This window comes from Nostoc sp. PA-18-2419 (genome assembly GCF_005869855.1).
Taxonomy (GTDB): Bacteria; Cyanobacteriota; Cyanobacteriia; order Cyanobacteriales; family Nostocaceae; genus Nostoc.
In genome coordinates this window covers 178,702-195,006 of the sequence record NZ_SZNH01000006.1, presented here as the reverse complement: position 1 = coordinate 195,006, position 16,305 = coordinate 178,702, and the positions used below count along the sequence as shown (strand labels likewise).

General features: G+C 40.3%; 11 protein-coding genes and 1 pseudogene. 11 read left to right on the top strand and 1 reads right to left on the bottom strand.

Going from position 1 to position 16,305, the window contains the following annotated elements; translation table 11 throughout:
* Positions 1-99 precede the first annotated feature (99 nt).
* The 9 genes and pseudogenes from FCR06_RS08875 (at position 100) to FCR06_RS32490 (ending at position 11,710) form a co-directional block, all read left to right on the top strand.
* Complete coding sequence (locus FCR06_RS08875; RefSeq protein WP_138498693.1) at positions 100-927, top strand: alpha/beta fold hydrolase; 828 nt, start codon at positions 100-102, stop codon at positions 925-927.
* Between the two features lie 90 nt (positions 928-1,017).
* Positions 1,018-1,635, top strand: a complete 618-nt coding sequence (locus tag FCR06_RS08870) for a flavin reductase family protein (protein ID WP_138498691.1) — start codon at positions 1,018-1,020, stop codon at positions 1,633-1,635.
* 321 nt (positions 1,636-1,956) lie between these two features.
* Positions 1,957-3,123 carry a hypothetical protein gene (locus FCR06_RS08865; protein ID WP_138498789.1) on the top strand — a complete coding sequence of 389 codons (1,167 nt, stop codon included), beginning with the start codon at positions 1,957-1,959 and terminating at the stop codon, positions 3,121-3,123.
* Between the two features lie 170 nt (positions 3,124-3,293).
* Positions 3,294-4,775, top strand: coding sequence for a leucyl aminopeptidase (locus FCR06_RS08860; protein WP_138498689.1), 1,482 nt, complete (start codon positions 3,294-3,296; stop codon positions 4,773-4,775).
* Positions 4,776-5,036: 261 nt separating this feature from the next.
* Positions 5,037-6,059 carry a phosphate acyltransferase PlsX gene (gene plsX, locus FCR06_RS08855; RefSeq protein WP_138498687.1) on the top strand — a complete coding sequence of 341 codons (1,023 nt, stop codon included), beginning with the start codon at positions 5,037-5,039 and terminating at the stop codon, positions 6,057-6,059.
* A 178-nt stretch (positions 6,060-6,237) separates the two neighbouring features.
* Positions 6,238-7,230, top strand: coding sequence for a beta-ketoacyl-ACP synthase III (locus FCR06_RS08850; protein WP_138498685.1), 993 nt, complete (start codon positions 6,238-6,240; stop codon positions 7,228-7,230).
* A 110-nt stretch (positions 7,231-7,340) separates the two neighbouring features.
* Positions 7,341-8,222 (top strand): ACP S-malonyltransferase, encoded by an 882-nt coding sequence (gene fabD, locus FCR06_RS08845; protein ID WP_138498683.1) that lies wholly within the window; start codon positions 7,341-7,343, stop codon positions 8,220-8,222.
* Positions 8,223-10,355: 2,133 nt separating this feature from the next.
* Positions 10,356-10,739, top strand: a pseudogene (locus tag FCR06_RS08840) (HetP family heterocyst commitment protein); the annotation flags it as partial.
* Between the two features lie 803 nt (positions 10,740-11,542).
* Positions 11,543-11,710, top strand: coding sequence for a hypothetical protein (locus FCR06_RS32490; RefSeq protein WP_189523358.1), 168 nt, complete (start codon positions 11,543-11,545; stop codon positions 11,708-11,710).
* Between the two features lie 288 nt (positions 11,711-11,998).
* On the opposite strand, the gene rpe is transcribed toward FCR06_RS32490, so the two are convergent.
* Positions 11,999-12,706, bottom strand: coding sequence for a ribulose-phosphate 3-epimerase (rpe, locus tag FCR06_RS08835; protein ID WP_138498679.1), 708 nt, complete (start codon positions 12,704-12,706; stop codon positions 11,999-12,001).
* Between the two features lie 223 nt (positions 12,707-12,929).
* On the opposite strand from rpe, the gene FCR06_RS08830 reads away from it, so the two are divergent.
* Both FCR06_RS08830 and FCR06_RS08825 read left to right on the top strand, forming a co-directional pair.
* Entirely contained in the window at positions 12,930-14,525 is a 1,596-nt protein-coding gene (locus FCR06_RS08830; RefSeq protein ID WP_138498677.1) for a S8 family serine peptidase, read from the top strand.
* 191 nt (positions 14,526-14,716) lie between these two features.
* Positions 14,717-16,048, top strand: coding sequence for a serpin family protein (locus tag FCR06_RS08825; protein ID WP_138498675.1), 1,332 nt, complete (start codon positions 14,717-14,719; stop codon positions 16,046-16,048).
* The last annotated feature ends 257 nt before the right edge of the window (positions 16,049-16,305 follow it).

The window sequence follows — 16,305 nt, the reverse complement described above, 5'->3', positions numbered from 1 at the left end:
TTGGTCTAAAGCTGCGTACTTCCTAGGAACTTCCAACACTTCAAAATTTTTATACCATTAATTAGTGACCAATGACCAATGACCAATGACCAATGACCAATGACTACCCCAGAAGTTGAACTCAAGCCTTGTTTCCTTACACCTAAACGATTACAGCCAGAGTATCCGTTGTTTGTTTATTTACCAGGAATGGATGGGACAGGTCAATTATTGCGATCGCAGACCGCTGGATTAGAAGTTGGCTTTGATGTCCGCTGTTTCGCAATCCCTCGAAAAGACCTCACTACCTGGGATGTGTTGACGAACAATGTATTAGACTTGATCCACTCCGAACTAGAAAAAAGTTCTCATAGGCCAGTTTACTTATGCGGTGAGTCCTTTGGAGGTTGCTTGGCGATGAAAGTAGCAATCAAAGCACCGCAGTTATTTAAACGAATTATTCTAATTAATCCAGCTTCAGCCTTTCGACTTCGTCCTTGGTTGAACTGGGCATCGCAAATTACTTACTTAGTGCCATCGGGATTATACGATATTGGCGCACTCGGACTATTGCCGTTTTTAGCATCTTTGCCACGGATTTCTCGTAGCGATCGCCACGAACTCTTAAGAACTATGCGTTCTGTTCCCTCAGAAACCGTTCTTTGGCGATTATCTTTACTGCGGGAATTTGATATTGATGAGGAGCAATTACGCCACTTAACGCAACCAGTTTTGTTGATTGCCGGTGCTAGCGATCGGCTTTTGCCTTCTGTGACTGAAGTCAAGCGGATAGCAAATATCGTACCAAATACCAAGATTATGGTGCTGCCCAATTGCGGACACGCTTGCTTGCTAGAGCAAAATATCAATCTCTATGAAATCCTTAAGGCTAACGACTTTTTAGAAAGTAAAACTGACATCGTTACAGAGCAAGAGGTGAAAGGATAGACTGAGGGGCGATCGCATTTTTAGGAGTGCAAATCGCCTGTCAGCTATTGAGTAAATACTCTCAACTACCCGCATTTCTTAGAGAACTTTATGTTATCATTTGTGCCGCAGGAAATGAAAGACCCTGCTCCTTATCATCTATTGACAAGCATCGTTGCTCCTCGTCCAATTGCATGGGTGTCTACAATTAGTGCCTCTGGAATTCCTAATCTTGCTCCATATTCGTTTTTCAATGCAGTAGCAGGTTTTCCACCAACGATTATGTTCTCAATCGCATACCATAGACGTGAGCCGAAAGAAAAAGATACGTTACGTAATATTCATGAAGTTGATGAATTTGTGTGTCATGTGGTAGATGAAACACTATCTCAGGCAATGGTTCAAACAGCTACAGAATTTCCCTATGAAGTTAACGAGTTTGAAAAAGCAAACTTAAAAGCTATTCCTGCTACAGATGTCCGACCATTGCGGATTGAAAGTTCACCTGTGGCGATGGAGTGCAAAGTAACACAAATAGTTCCAGTCGAAGGAACTAATAATGTGATGGTATTGGGTCGAGTTTTACGATTTCATGTACGTGAAGACTTATACCGCCAAGATTTAGGGTTAGTTGATACTGTAAAGATGCAGCCAATTACGCGCTTAGGTGGGCCAGTTGAGTATACAAAGATTGGGGAACGATTTGAGATGACAACTCCAAAGGTGTGAGCCAATGTTAATTTACCTAATATTTTTTCGTGCTGACTGTTGACTATTAACCATCAGCAGTCAACCAACTTAAGTTTTTCAATATTGACCTACTTATTTCATTGGCAAAAGCACAATCAATTAATTTATAAGTACTTAAAAGATAAGGTGCAATAGTAATTTGTATAATTAATTTCCTATTAAAGGGTGAGGCAAATAAATATATACATTGAACTTTACATCTTGAAAAATTTTATTTAAGTTGTACTTGTTGGGAGATGTCAAGCCATTCACACTTTCGCTACAACCAAGAAAGAGAGGCTTTACACGATGGTGCAAGCAATGGCAAACAAACCCGAACAGATAGAGACGAACAAGTTAGTTAATTCACCCACAAAAACTTCACAACTAACAATTCCGGTTCAATCATCACTAGAAAACGATCCGTCTATATTAGAGTCTTTGAGCAAAACTGTTGTTGAGACAGGCCAAGTAGTTTTAGCCACAGTAATAGGGGTGGGAGAAGCGACAGCGAAAGAAACACACAAGTTCATTGAGCAAACAACTCAAACCAGCGGTCAAGTCCTAAATCACCTCAGCGAAAATTGGCTCGTTAGAAAACTATCTGGAGTATTAAATCTAAATTGGTTGTTTGGTGCCACTGATATTGTTGATTTAGAAAAAGCAGAAGTGACCGTAAATAAGCTCAAGCAACAATATCCCAATGAATCACCCAGCCAAATTGCTCATCGTATCATGATGGACAAAGCAGCAAGAGCTGGGGGGATTGGTTTGGCAACGAGTATTTTACCGGGATTTGCACTGACATTTTTAGCAATTGATTTAGCAGCAACAACAAAATTGCAGTCGGAAATGGTTTATGAGATTGCATGTGACTATGGGTTAGATTTAAGAGATCCAGCCCGCAAAGGTGAAGTTTTGGCAATTTTTGGGTTGGCCTTGGGTGGAAGTCGTTTGTTAAAAGCTGCGGGATTAGGCTTATTGCGAAATGTGCCCTTTGCTGGTGCCGCGATCGCCGTTAGTTCAAATGCGACGATGATCTATTCATTGGGGTATGCTGCTTGTCGATTTTATGAAGCCAAATTGGATGAATCAACTTCTCTAGCTTCCCCACAGACATTAGCAACCTTAAAACAACAAAGTGAAGAGTATCTCCAAAGTGCGATCGCTCAACAAGCCGTTATGGATCAAATTTTAGTTCACGCGATCCTGGCTAGTCATCCGGAAAAAACTTGGCAAGAAATTTTGCCAGAATTGCAAGCTGTAAATTTAAGTCCCACCTCTCTAAAAGCCATTGCCGAAAACATCAAATCACCTAAGCCTTTAGATACACTGCTCAATCAGCTAAGCCGTGATTTTGCCATCCCATTATTAGCTCAGTGTTCTAAAATTGCCCAGTTCGATAATCAGATTACACCAGTTGAACAAGAACTAATCAGTGCGATCGCTAATAAATTTGACATCGATCCTAATGCGATTGGGGCATAGGGACGGAGATCGGGTGGTGGTGTGGTAGGGTGAAATTCTCTCCCCATCTCCCCTTATCCCCAGAGGAGACCTTACCTTCCCCATTGCCCCTAATCCCCAGCCCCCTCACCATGAAACAAAAATTTTGAGCAATACTGGTACAAGAACGAATATTTAAATAAAATCCCAAAATGACAATTCAACCTAGTAATACGCCTTTGCTAGAGTGGGCGGGCGATAGTTTGGCAATTGGATTATTTGAAGATGCAGTAGAGTTAACCGGAGAACTGGCAACTTTAGATCAAAAGTTTTCCGGAGTCTTGAAAGAACTGATTGCTGAAGAGGAATTTAAGGGTAAAGCTAACAGCACCATCTTCACGCGTGTGGGCACTGGTAGCGGAGTTCGGAAAGTTATTCTAGTAGGTTTAGGAAAACTAGAAGCACTCAAACTAGATACTTTGCGACGCGCGGCAGCGGCGGTAGCCAGAGTAGCCAAAAAGCAAAAAAGCAAAATTCTCGGTTTTAGTTTTCCGTTGTGGAATAACGATGCAGCCGCAAGTGCCCAAGCGATCGCTGAAGGTGTAGAATTAGCACTTTACCAAGATATTCGCTTTAAATCAGAACCAGAAGATAAAGGAACACAATTAGAAACCGTAGAATTACTAGGTTTTAGTGGAGAAGAAGCAGCCATCAACCGCGCCCAGCAAATCGTTTCTGGGGTAATCTTGGCACGGCAGTTAGTAGCAGCCCCAGCCAATGCGGTAACACCAATTACTTTGGCAGAAACGGCTCAAGCGATCGCTAATGAATACGGTTTACAGTTGCAAATTCTCGAACGAGAAGACTGTGAAAAGTTGGGTATGGGTGCTTTTTTGGGAGTAGCCCAAGCTTCTGATTTGCCACCAAAATTTATTCACCTAACTTACAAGCCAGAAGGTAGACCCAAAAAGAAACTGGCAATTATTGGCAAAGGTTTAACCTTCGACTCTGGTGGACTTAATATTAAAGGTGCTGGTAGTGGTATCGAAACCATGAAAATTGATATGGGCGGTGCGGCTGCAACTTTGGGCGCAGCAAAAGCGATCGCTCAACTCAAGCCAGATTCGGAAGTTCACTTTATCTCAGCAGCGACCGAAAACATGATTAGCGGTCACGCCATGCGCCCAGGAGACATCCTCACAGCATCAAACGGCAAAACAATCGAAGTCAACAACACCGATGCAGAAGGACGTTTGACACTAGCAGATGCCTTAGTGTATGCCGACAAATTAGGATTAGATGCGATCGTTGATTTAGCCACCCTCACAGGTGCCAACGTCATCGCCTTGGGTGAGGACATTGCTGGATTATATACTCCTGATGATGCAGTAGCTTCCGAACTGGAAAAAGCCGCTCAAACATCAGGGGAAAAGATTTGGCGGATGCCAATGGAAGAAAAATATTTTGAAGGGTTGAAATCTGGCATTGCCGATATGAAAAATACCGGGCCGCGTCCTGGTGGTTCCATTACCGCCGCCCTTTTCCTCAAAGAATTCGTCAAAGAAACTCCTTGGGCGCACTTAGACATAGCCGGCCCAGTGTGGACAGATAAAGAAAACGGCTACAACGGCGCTGGGGCAACTGGCTACGGTGTTAGAACGCTAGTTGACTGGGTATTGGGAACTGGGGAGTAGGGAGATGGGGAACTTGGGGCCCCCACGAAGTCGGGATTAGGGGCAATGGGGAGAGAATTTCACCCCACCACCTCACCACCCTATCTCTCTACACTTCCCATGCCCCATGCCCCATGTCCAATCGCCAACAATTCGTGCTATCTTGAGCTTGCCACTAAAAATGTTGCAATATTAACAAAAGTAGTTTGGCTATCTTCAAAGTTAAGCTTTTTGGGTAAAGCCATCTGGTAAAATTTGTAAGGTTTCTAGAAGCTCTAAGCAATGGGATCGACTCGTGTACGGATCGCAATTGACGCAATGGGAGGGGATCACGCACCCGCTGAAATTGTTGCTGGCGCATTGCGAGCAAGGGAAGAATTGGGTGTAGATATATTGTTGGTTGGTGATCCCCAACAAATTGAAGCTGCCTTACCGCCAAAAACAAATTTAGGGCAGGTGGAGATCGTGACTGCACAAGAAGCGATCGCAATGGATGAGGAGCCTTTAAACGCAGTTAGACGCAAACGGAACGCTTCTATTAATGTGGCGATGGATTTGGTCAAGCAGCAACAGGCAGATGCGGTATTTTCAGCAGGTCACTCTGGTGCAGCTATGGCATCAGCCTTGCTCCGCTTAGGAAGATTACCAGGAGTTGACCGCCCAGCCATCGGGACTGTTTTTCCCACTATCGTAGCTGGTAAGCCAGTGCTGGTACTTGATGTCGGCGCAAATGTAGACTGCCGTCCGAAGTTTTTAGAGCAGTTTGCAGTCATGGGGTCAGCTTACAGTAAGTATGTCTTGGGTACAACTGAACCGAAGGTAGGTTTGTTAAATATCGGTGAAGAAGACTCTAAGGGCAATGATGCAGCTGTGCGTGCCCATCAACTGCTACGCGAAAATTCTCAAATTAATTTTATTGGCAATGCCGAAGGGCGTGATGTGCTTTCGGGTCATTTTGATGTAATTGTCTGTGATGGCTTCGTTGGCAATGTCTTGTTAAAATTTGCCGAAGCAGTCGGAGAAGTAATTCTGCAAATCTTGCGCGAAGAATTACCCCAAGGCTTACACGGTCAAATCGGCTCGGCACTCTTAAAACCCAACTTGAAGCGGATCAAGCAGCGCATGGATCACGCAGAACACGGTGGAGCCTTGCTCTTAGGCGTAGCAGGAGTTTGTTTGATCGGTCACGGAAGCTCACAAGCACCTTCAATTTTTAATGCAATTCGCATGGCAAAAGAAGCTGTTGACAACCAGGTACTGCAACGAATTCAGTCCCAATATATCTTAGAGCGCGAGAGCGGTTAGTTATTCGTCGTTCGTCATTGGTCATTAGTCATTTGCAAATGGACAAAACGCAAAGTCAGGACTCGCCGGCTTGGAGCAAGCTGAACTTTGCAGGAGAGGACAAATGACAGATGACAAAGGACAACTGACAACCGACAAGGGACAAAAGACAAAAAGCTGATAGCTCGGGAGATTAGGTGTGCATAATTTAGGCATAGCAATTACGGGAAGTGGCTCAGCAGTACCAGCAACCTCCCTAGACAACCAGAGATTGACTGAACTGGTTGAAACATCAAATGATTGGATAACTACAAGAACAGGAATTTGTCAACGGCGATTAGCACTACCATCAGAGTCATTAAGTATACTCGCTACAGCTGCCAGCAATCAGGCGATCGCATCTGCGGGAATTAAACCAGAAGACCTAGATCTGATTTTGCTGGCAACTTCTACCCCTGACGATTTGTTTGGTAGTGCTTGTCAAGTACAGGCTAAATTGGGAGCAACCAAAGCAGTAGCTTTTGACTTGACAGCAGCTTGCTCCGGCTTTGTGTTTGGACTGGTCACAGCAGCCCAATACATTAGAGCAGGTGTCTATCAAAATGTACTGTTGATAGGGGCAGATATCCTCTCTCGCTGGGTAGATTGGCAAGATCGGCGCACTTGTGTCTTGTTCGGCGATGGTGCAGGAGCAGTAGTATTGCAGGCATCGAAAAGCGATCGCTTATTGGGATTTGCGCTTAAGAGTGATGGTACTCAAAACCATTATCTCAATCTTGGCTATACAGGCTCATCTGAAGAACTACTTTCTGGTATAAGTGTCACTAAAGGCACTTACCAACCGATTACTATGAACGGCAAAGAAGTCTACCGCTTTGCCGTCCAAAAAGTGCCGGAAATTATTGACAAAGCCTTGTTTCAAGCCAACCTTACTGTTGACCAAATAGATTGGCTACTGTTACATCAAGCCAATCAACGGATTCTTGACGCCGTTGCCCAACGCCTAAATGTCCCAGAAGATAAAGTTATCAGTAATCTCGCCCAGTATGGCAATACCTCCGCTGCTTCAATTCCCCTAGCTTTAGATGAAGCAGTACGCCAAGGTAAAATCAAACCCAATCACATCGTTGCAGCATCCGGCTTTGGTGCTGGTCTTACATGGGGTGCAGCAATTTTTCAATGGGGAAGATAAATATTTAGTCATTAGTCTTTTGTCTTTTGTTATTCCCTAATGACCAATGACCACTGACTAATGACCAATGACCACTGAACTAATGACCACTGACTAATGACTAATGACGAATGACTAAAACTGCATGGGTGTTTCCCGGACAAGGTTCTCAAGCACTGGGAATGGGAATAGATTTATTAGATATACCTGCCGCTAAAGAAAAATTTGCCCAAGCTGAAGCAATTTTAGGCTGGTCTGTGACAGAAATATGTCAAACTCAAGAAGAAAAGTTATCACAGACGCTATATACTCAGCCAAGTCTTTATGTGGTAGAAAGCGTTCTTGCTGACCTTCTCAGGGAGAGAGGGCACCAACCAGATTTAGTTGCTGGACATAGCTTAGGAGAATATGTTGCGCTTTACATTGCAGGTGTCTTTGAGTGGTCGGCTGGTTTATATTTGGTGAAACGTCGTGCCCAACTGATGGAAAGTGCCTCTGGCGGTATGATGGCAGCTTTGATGAACTTTGACCGCGAACAGTTAGAAAAAGTCATTGCCGAAACGCCTGATGTAGTAATGGCAAATGACAACAGTTCGGCTCAAGTAGTAATTTCAGGTACCACCGAGGCTGTACAAGCGGTGATGTCTCAAGTTAAAGCCAAACGTGCTATTCCTTTAAAAGTTTCTGGAGCATTTCACTCACATTTAATAGCTGCTGCTGCTACAGAATTTCAAGACATCCTGCAATCTGTAGAATTTAAACCAGCTCTGCTCCCAGTTTTATCGAATATAGAACCAATTCCCTCTGTTGATGCCGAAATTTTAAAACAACGCCTTAACAAACAAATGACAGGTTCGGTACGCTGGCGAGAAATTTCTCTGCAATTACCAGCTAACGGCATCCAGGAAGTAATAGAAATTGGCCCTGGTAAAGTTCTAACTGGCTTAATTAAACGTAGTAGTCCTGACTTAATCCTAAAAAATATTAATAGTGCTGCTGATTTGCCTATTTAATTTTTTAGATGATGTTTCAAAAATACACCAGTTCTGGACTTCAGGTAGAGAGGGAAGATGCAGAATAAAAATTACTTACTTATTCCCTTATAAGTAGGTCAAGATTGAAAAACATAATCTAGAATCTTTACGATTGCTTCTCTACAAGAGTAATGGAAGAGCGTTATATTGTGTCCGGCAAATCAACCTTAATATATCATTGGGAGTAAAAAGACGCAATCACAAGGTTTTTGGGATTGCTTCCCTAGAGTTGCAATGACGGTTACTTGAAGGAACATAATATTATTCCTTTTCTAATAACAAAAGTTTTCCTTAATCCTTTTTTATCACAAGCAGGGGTAATAATGGCGCACCACTGACTACGAATCAAATACGTTATTTGACAACTTCTCACTCCTTTGTTTTTGCCTATAACGGCAAAAGTCACAGTTGACATTTGTGATTTTATTTTCCTAGTGTTCCGGAAGCGCAGAAAAATTTCAGTAATGGTAAGAGTTGAAGGATTGAGAATTGAAGACTATATGTTTCAAAAATGCAAATATTACTAGCTTTAACCATAAATATTACCAAAATTCCCAGGGTTATAGTCAGGACAAAGGTACCAATAAGCTGATGCCACAATTTAAGCTATCTTGGCGCAGTCCAACCCAGACATCACTCAATTATGAAGTGCTAACAGTTGCAGTGAGTTGAAATAAGTTGGATTTATATCATAATTCATATATAAGTAATTGGCAAGAAATTTATTATCCTTTTGTTTGGCAATCAGAAAAATGCGATCGCCCACTCATTGAGAAACTAACAATTCTGATTTAGGAACGCCAATTTCATTAAAACTTAACTTTCTATCATCACTTTTTTGAAATTATACTCTATAACTCTTGTGATACTAAGCTTTTACCAAAAACTTTGATTTCAGCCTCTTCGTTAAAAAATAAACTCTCAAAGCTGGCACAATCTAAGATTTAAAAATTGTGTCTTATTTTTTTCTTAAAGCAATGAGATAATGTTAAACCGAGCTATCCTCTTTAAATAAAGTACTCATCAGGTAATGATAGTAATTAATATTTTTTGTAAAAAGTATTAATTACTATTATTTTATATATAATTCTAAATCTATTGCTAGTTGCCTGTCTATACAATTAATTTTATCAATTAAATATAATTACTATATTGTCTTAATTTATTTTTTTTATGAATATACAATTTTATAGATAATATTAGATGATTTAATCATAAAATTATTACTTTAATCAAAATAATACAGTTTACCTTAATATAACTATTAAATAATTTCAATATTTATAGATAATATTAATTATTAAAACTTTTTTATTTAATATTAGTATTTTTAATATATTTACTTAATTTATCTACTAAAAAATTCGTTGACAAAGTTAAATAGACAATAAACTATCCTACTCTTTGAAGAAAAAATATTTTTAATCAATCCATCTATTGATTTATAGTAATCCTCTATATCCTCCTAAATATATAAATTATTTTAACTTGTACTTAATGCTATTATTGTCTAGCAATAAGACAATAATAAGAGTTTAAAATTGATATTGTCTGAGGGGTAAGACCCCTCATTGCTTACCCAAAACGGACAATACTAAAAGTTGCACAATCTATAAGTGAATATTTAAATTTACTCGATAAATTAGTTGAAAAATCTGCTATATTGTCAAATGAGATTAGCAGCAAAAAATAGTATAAATTCAAATTGCATTGTAAATGCTGAGTGATGAATATTTTTTTGTAATAGCCAAAAAAAGTTTGTAAATTTGCCGGAAATGATTTGGTTTTAATAGTAATAGTTGATACAAGCAAAAATTCAGATAAATTTATTGAATTAGGAGTTTAAAAAGGTTAAGAGGACAAAACTGTATCTACTAATAGCTACATTGAGACTTCAAAGCTGTGAGAGCCAATCATAATTTGGGAAATTTATCTTTGCACGTGTTAATGGATTGTTATTCATCGTCAATATCTAAGGTTGTCCTCTTATAATTATTTCCCCAAAGTGATTAAACAGCTGTAAAAAGGCCAATGCAGTTTGTTAGCCTCAATTAAAATACCAACAATCGCATAAACCAAACTACTTTACTTCACCCAAGAGACCTAAAGACTATGAATCAAGACATTGCTAGTATTAGTAGTAACTTAGATAAGGCAATGAAGCCTCAACAATTTGATAAAGTAGTTGAAGCAATTCTTGCCGGAAAGTATTCCTGGGCATGTGTTTTAATGCTGCGATTTGCTGGTTATAATCCACTTCATTACATTCCATATCGTACTTATAATCGGTTGCTCAAAGAAAATTCTCAAGCGAGCAGGATAAACCAACAGCAAAGTGAAAACCTAAAACTGCTCAAACAGCCCAATGATTCCATATCTGAAAAGAATGTATCATCAAGTTGCTTAACTAAAATTAAAGAGAGAGCTTATCTAGAAGTAGTTGGAAAGCAAAAAACAGAAATCTGTAATGGAAATTTAGATCGGAGATTGGCGCAATAAATTAACGAATACCAATCAATTGAATCATAAATAAAAGTAAAAATACCTTGGTATTTGTTTGATAAACTGTACATTCAATTAAAAAATATTTTGCATCAAGGGATTTTACCTGAGAGTTGATTGAGCCTCTATAGCAGTCCTAAATTTTTGTGAAATATTACTGCTGTTGGCTGGTGAAAGCCAGTTTTTACCATACAGGAACGGTAAAAGCAAAGAACTCTTGGAAAATACGCAACCCACTAGTACCGTAAGGCGTAATTCGTAATGACGCTCGTTCCGACGCTCCTCCGTCGCTATCGCTAACGCTTCGCTAACGTAATTCGTAATACTCGCCTCCGGTAAGAAGCAAGCTACGTAATGACGCTCGTTGCGCTAAAGCATCTCCCCTTGGGAGAGGACACGGCGGGAGCTGCGAAGATAGGAATTCGTAATTAGCTGTTTGCATGGGTTTCAGACATTTAAAATGGTTGGTTCATTTCCGCTCTGCTGTACTAGCTCCTATTAACAGTCAACAGCCACCACTGATATTTTTCACTTTCTCCTGCAAGGATTGCTATAAAATACTGCCATGCTATTCTTTAATGCATGGCAGATTTTTCATAAATCTGCCAAAATGGCAAATATATACTGATAATATTGATAAAATCAAAATAACAACTTCAGCCGAAATAGAGGTATTGGCAAGCAAGTTAATTTAAAAAATAAAATCAATAATTATTTATTAACATGAAATATATCAAACTGATTATTAAAGTAATCAGCATTTCATGTAATAGATAATTCCTCAGCCAAGACCAACGATGCAACCAACCGTTGCTACTGGTGGTTCTTTTTCCGAGAAAGTCAAAGCAAAGAGAATTTGGAGAGGTGGCTTCCCCCAAACCAAACTTTATACAACTTTCATCGAACTGCAGGCGGTGGAAATAGTGCTGATAAAGCTTTCTATATTGTGGTTGATGTTGCTTTAGTTAATAAAGCAAACGCTTAGCATCAACACCAAGAATGGAAATAGAAAAGTTACGGTAAAATTCTTGTTGTGGCTAGTATAACTAGTAGCTTATACGCTTCTCTTTCGACTATTGTAATCCTAAGTCCTCCCAGCCTGGATTATCTCTAGTTTATAAACTTTCAATTTATATAGTAATTACTGGAAGTTAAAAAAATGAATAACTTCCAGTTTTCTATAAAAAATAAAATAGGTTGAGCAAATTGATTGCCCAACCTATTTTTATGGGTATTGTCAATGCAAAAATGAATTAAACTTTGGCTAATTCCGGAATAGGACGTTTGCTGTTACGAATTGCTGTAATAGCCTCTGCATAATCATTGGCATTAAACACAGCTGAACCAGCAACCACCGCATTGGCTCCTGCTTCCAAAACTTGCCAGGTATTATTTGCCTTGAGACCTCCATCCACTTCAATCCAAGGGTCAAGACCGCGTTCATCGCACATTTGACGTAGCTTGCGGATTTTGGGTAAGACACCAGGGATAAAGCTTTGACCACCAAAACCAGGGTTAACACTCATAATTAGTACTAAATCGCACAAATCTAAAACATATTCAATTAGTTCTAGAGGGCTACCAGGATTAAGTACAACTCCAGCTGTTTTACCAAGCTCTTTAATTTGCCCTAAGGTGCGGTGCAAGTGTGGAGAAGCATTATGTTCGCAATGTACGGTGATATGATCTGCACCCGCCTTAGCAAAATCCTCTACATACTTTTCTGGCTCCACAATCATTAAATGGACATCCAGAGGCTTGGTTGTAATCGGACGAATCGCCTCCACAATCAGAGGACCTATCGTAATATTAGGTACAAAACGACCATCCATTACATCAACATGAATCCAATCTGCTCCAGCCTCATCTATGGCGCGAATTTCGTCACCCAGACGACTAAAATCGGCTGATAGGATAGATGGAGCAATTACAATGGGCTTTTGAGATAGGTTTTGGGTCATGGCTAGTGGGTTTTCAAGCGTCCTCGTCTGTAAACATTGTAACTAAATATTGAGCCAGATATTATAACTTTGATCCCAGCTTTTTTAGGTGTTGGGAAGTGGGGAGGTGGAGACGCACGGGGACAGAGAGAATAATGACTCCTAACGGACTAAACGTCACGCTACCGCTAACAGCACTGCGATGTCCAATGACAAATGACAAATGACAAATGACAAATAACAAATGACTAAAAAACTAACCTGGATAATTTGGGGATTGAGTGCTTCGTGTTTGAGTGCGCCAGTAATTGCTTCTGTTTTAGAATCTCCCTTGGGAACTAACGGTATTGACGCTCTGAAACTACACCAAACTCCTTATAATTTAATCGGTCGCAAGATTGCTATTGGTCAGGTAGAAATTGGCCGCCCAGGAATGTTTGGCTGGGATAAAGCAGTGTCTAAAAACCGTGCCATATCTTTAGCAGCAGTCTTCTTACGCAATGGTCCAGCTAAGTCAAATAGCGGTGTTGACCCCCATGCTTACAATGTTGCTGGTGTGATGGTGAGTCATGACAAGGGCATACCGGGAGTTGCTCCGGGGGCGCGACTTTACTCGTCTGCTGTTGGTTCAACTAGAAACATGGGTCAGGCGGAAGAGTGCTTATCAGCCCAGCACATCGCTCTGCAAAATGGTGGCGATGTCCGTGCAATTAACTTTAGCTTTGGTGAACCTTTAAGCCGCGATCCTCGACCAGAAGCTACTTTAGACGGCAATGCTTTATTAACTTTATGTGTTGACTGGTCTAGTCGCGTTCATGATGTTCTGTATGCGATCGCTGGCAACCAGGGAAAAGGTGGTATTCCTATTCCTACAGACAACTTTAACGGCATGAACGTCGCTTTCTCATCCCGCAGGGGGGGAATTTTTAACAAAGTAGATGTTGCTAATCTGGCTGGTGCTAATCAAGGAGTGAGTGGGCGACTAGCCGGCAGGGAATTCGATCTTGATGGGCGTCGCGCTATCAGTATAGTTGCTCCTGGTAATAACATTACTTTACTTAATCCTGATGGCAAATCGAATAAAGTCACCGGCACAAGTTTTGCAGCACCTCAAGTTACCGCGAGTGTTGCTTTGTTGCAGGAACTCGGCGATCGACAAATACGCACAAAACAACCGCATTGGAGTACAGATTCTCGCCATCATCAAGTAATGAAAGCTGTATTGCTCAATTCAGCAGACAAAATCCAAGATAGTGGTGATGGTTTGCGCTTGGGAATGACTCGGACGCTTATTGATAAACAAAATCAAGACTGGCTAGCTTCTGATGCTTATCAAGATCCAAAAATTCCTTTGGATGCCCAAATGGGAGCGGGTCATTTAAATGTATTTCGAGCTTATCAGCAATTTAATGCTGGTCAATGGCAGCCATCAGCTGCTGTGCCGCCTATTGGTTGGGATTATCGCACAATCATTGTTGGAAGCTCTGTTGATTATACGTTAGCAAAACCGTTAAAGCAGGGTAGTTTTGTGGCTATTACCCTGAGTTGGGATCGATTGGTAGAACTTAACGATCGCAATAAAAATCAGCAGTATGATGTGGGTGAAAATTTTCGCGATCGCGGTTTAAATAACCTCAACCTTTACTTAATAAAAGCTGAAGCTCAAAACTCAAATATCAGCGCTGTTTGTTCTTCAATTAGCCAAATCGATAGTGTACAACATATTTTTTGTCCCGTTGCTGCTACTGGAAATTACAAAATCCGCGTTCAGTTTCGTCAAAAGTTAAATGAAGCAACTCAATCCTATGCTTTAGCTTGGTGGAGTGTGCCTATTAATTAAAATAAATGTTGACTGATGACTGTTGACGGTTAATATTTAACATTCATCAGTTAACGCCCACTCACTTGCTGTTACAAAAACTGTAACAGTGCCATTTTTCTATTAGAGCAGGTGCAATAGTTAATCATTGACACGGTTTTACGTCAATCCTGAGACACAGATTAACAATCTTTGGCAAGTGAGGTAGCAGAATGAATCGGCAAAAATTTAGTGGTGTAAAAGAAAATTTTCTGCAAAGGCGTTACGGAGTTAGTCTCGGTAGACGTTATGTTCTAGCGGCTGCAAGTGTTGTTATCTTCGGTGTTTTAGGGTGTTCTCAAATCGATAGTAATAAAAGTGCCCTTGCTCAATCTAGTTTACCTCAGTCAGAAACTCCATTGGAAAAAAAAACAGTCAATACTGATACTAAAATCCTTGAGTCTAACAATAAGTTTAGCTTCAAGCTTTTTTCAGAAGTTAATAAAAGTGATGGTGGAGAAAAAAATATTTTTCTCTCACCTTCGAGTGTAGCGATCGCCTTAGCAATGACCTACAATGGCGCTAGCGGTTCGACTCAACAAGCAATGGCAAAAACTCTGGAATTACAGGGTATGAATTTGTCAGAGATCAACTCTGCTTACGCAACAATATTAAAGCAGCTTTTAGACAATCAAGATCCGAAAGTCCAACTCAAGATTGCTAACTCCCTTTGGGCAAATCAAGATATAAAATTTCAGTCCGAGTTTCTCAAAAGAGCAGAAGATTTCTATCAAGCCAAGGTAAGCAATTTAAACTTTCAAGATGCCACAGCAGTCAACACGATTAATAATTGGGTCAAAGATAATACAGATGGAAAAATCAATAAAATAGTCGGACAAATCGACCCAAATCAAGTGTTGTTTCTGATAAATGCCATATATTTTAAAGGTAATTGGAGTAACGCTTTTGACAAAAATAAAACTGCCGAATACCCTTTTAACATCGCATCTGGCAGGCAAAAACAATACCCAATGATGTCACAAGACGGTGAATACAAATACTATGAAAACGAACAATTTCAAGCAGTGAGTTTACCTTATGGCAAAGATGGGAAAATCAGTTTTTATATCTTCCTACCCAAACAAAATTCTAACCTCAAAGCCTTCTCTCAAAACTTAAATCTTGAGAACTGGGAAAAATGGATGACTCAGTTCAACAAACAAAAAGGATTTATTCGCTTACCCCGCTTCAAAACCGAATATGATGTTACACTTAACAGTGCTTTGAAAGCTTTAGGTATGGAGGAGGCTTTCAGCAACAAAGCTAATTTTTCTGGTATGGGTAAAAACTTTGCCATTAGCCAAGTTAAGCATAAAACTTTTGTCGAAGTGAATGAAGAGGGCACTGAAGCGGCTGCGGCTACCTCAGTGGGAATAGTAGCAACAGCTTTCAGACAGGAACCAAAACCATTCCGAATGATTGTTGACCGTCCATTCTTTTGTGCTATTAGGGATAATCAAACAGGAAGTATTTTATTTATGGGTTCAATTGTTGAGCCACAGTAACCAAGGCAAAATTGAAAATTAAACTTTGCTTTTTACTTTTGCCTTGCTGGACTAATGCAGCGGGCGCGTAAAGAAATTACTCATTCCAAATCATGAAACGCTTGCAGTATAGTAATTATAGCCGTAGTCACATTCTTTAAGACATAATGACAAGGGTGAAAGCGAGGAATAGTAATAGTTTTACCTCCAGCATAGCTGCCTTGTCTTCGACACGCTACGGGAACTGCCTCCTGCCTCCTGCTATACGTACAAATTAC